Genomic DNA, 1,895 nt, shown 5'->3' with positions numbered 1-1,895 from the left:
GCAAGACGACTTCACAAATACTATCACCTATGAGCAGTATAACATGAAACGAGGTGAACAGTAACTTGCTTTAAAAAAACTGAATAATAAAGAGGATGCTCATTAGCCCCGAGCGTCCTTTTTTCATTTTACAAGGACTTCGCCATTTTGCAAGGAGGCGACTGGCTGGGGACTCGTTAGAGGCCAGCCAGCGCCTTTGTAAAGGCGTGCCACGTATGAAGAGGTGTCGGACTATGTTCCCATTTGTCGGATTCTGTCGTATCAAGTCTTACGTTGTACCACAATTTAATACAATGCCTTGCGTAAGATTACCTTGTAAGACAAAAGAGGACAGCGTTTTATGTCGCGAAAGCTATTTTATATGGAGTAGGTGGACGGGCTAGGCTGGTTAGCCGAAAGGCGCTCTTTAGTGAGCGCAGCGATCGGGAGCGTTTTTCGGATAACGCCGTCATGCCCGTCTGCCAGTGGCTCCATGTAAAATAGTCGTGAAATAAAAAAGCGTTGCCAATAAATACATAATTGAGTATGATGGATGTACAGCATACAGAAAAGAGGTGTCGGACAATGTCGGACAATATGGAAACTAAGCGTATTAATATTCGTATGCCAATTCATCTAAATGAATGGGTAAATGAACAAGCTTATGCTCATGGTGTATCGGTTACTGCGTTCATCAATATGCGTCTTGCAGAAATTAAGCGGCAGGATGATATGACTAAGGCAATGGCGTTGATGACTAATGAGAAGGTCATGAAGCTACTGGAGGAACAAAAGAATGAATCCAATTGAGCGTTTGAAGGAAGAACTGGAGATGTTCCCAGATGAATCTAATGTAACGATCACTGTGAGTCGCAAGGATTTGGAATACTTGATTCGAGCATATGAGTCGTTAAAAGAACAGCGTGAAAACGAGCGCTCTTAATTAACTTGATTTTAATTAAACATTACGAGAAAAGTTGGTGAGAGGATGGAAGAAGAAAGTCGTCCTGCTATCTCTCCTATCTCGTCAGTGCGGGTCACAAAGATGAATCACCTTGTTGAAGTACAGCACATGGAGTTCATGAATCGAACAAACCATATCAAGAAATTAGACAAGGAACGTTACGTGAATCTAAAGACTGGAGAGATTGGTGAGTTCAATCACTCTGAAGTACGTAGTGACTCTTTCAACTCATTACGACAAACATTCAAGAAACTTCGATACTTGATTAACAACAATTACACTGGTGTTGGTAATGAGCTACATATCACATTGACGTATGAAGAGAATATGAGGGATACAAAAAAACTTTATTCAGATTTCGACAAATTCATGAAGCGGTTCCGTTATAAATACTCTAAACAATACGGATCCATAGATTATATGACGGTAGTCGAGCCACAAGAACGTGGAGCATGGCACCATCATTTATTGATTCGCTTCAATGATATGAAAGGCAAAAAAATCTTTATTCCTAACAATGAAGTATGTGAAATATGGGGGCATGGATTTACAAACATTCATTCGTTGAAAGGTGTCGATAACATTGGCGCATATCTTTCCGCATATCTAACGGATGTTGAAGTGAATAGTACTAATGTTCATCAAGTGATCGCTGATAAAAGAGAGTTGAAAATCGTTGAAGTGGATGGTCAAGAAAAGAAGTTCATCAAGGGTGGTCGTTTACATCTCTATCCAAGCGGTATGAATCTCTATCGTAAGTCAAAAGGAATTCAAATGCCTGAACGTCAAGAAATGAAGTATCAGGACATAAAAAAAGTAGTCGGGTCTACGACACCCAACTACACAAAACAGATAGTCGTCGAGCAAGACGACTTCACAAATACTATCACCTATGAGCAGTATAACATGAAACGAGGTGAACAGTAACTTGCTTTAAAAAAACTGAATAATA

Annotated in this window: 3 protein-coding genes; all 3 read left to right on the top strand. The window is 40.0% G+C overall.

What is annotated here, in order from left to right; all coding sequences use genetic code 11:
• Positions 1-564 precede the first annotated feature (564 nt).
• Genes KNO99_RS15190 through KNO99_RS15180 form a run of 3 tightly spaced genes read left to right on the top strand, consistent with a single transcriptional unit; the run spans position 565 to position 1,870 of the window.
• A complete protein-coding gene (locus KNO99_RS15190) occupies positions 565-789 on the top strand; it encodes a hypothetical protein (protein WP_214750081.1) in 225 nt (74 codons plus the stop codon).
• Positions 776-922 carry a hypothetical protein gene (locus KNO99_RS15185; RefSeq protein WP_214750079.1) on the top strand — a complete coding sequence of 49 codons (147 nt, stop codon included), beginning with the start codon at positions 776-778 and terminating at the stop codon, positions 920-922. The genes KNO99_RS15190 and KNO99_RS15185 overlap by 14 nt, the downstream gene beginning before the upstream one ends.
• 45 nt (positions 923-967) lie before the next feature.
• On the top strand, positions 968-1,870 hold the full coding sequence (locus tag KNO99_RS15180; RefSeq protein ID WP_214750077.1) for a rolling circle replication-associated protein: 903 nt from the start codon (positions 968-970) through the stop codon (positions 1,868-1,870).
• The last annotated feature ends 25 nt before the right edge of the window (positions 1,871-1,895 follow it).

The organism is Exiguobacterium sp. s189, assembly GCF_018617615.1.
GTDB lineage: Bacteria > Bacillota > Bacilli > Exiguobacteriales > Exiguobacteriaceae > Exiguobacterium > Exiguobacterium aestuarii_A.
This window is presented reverse-complemented; position numbering and strand designations above follow the sequence as displayed.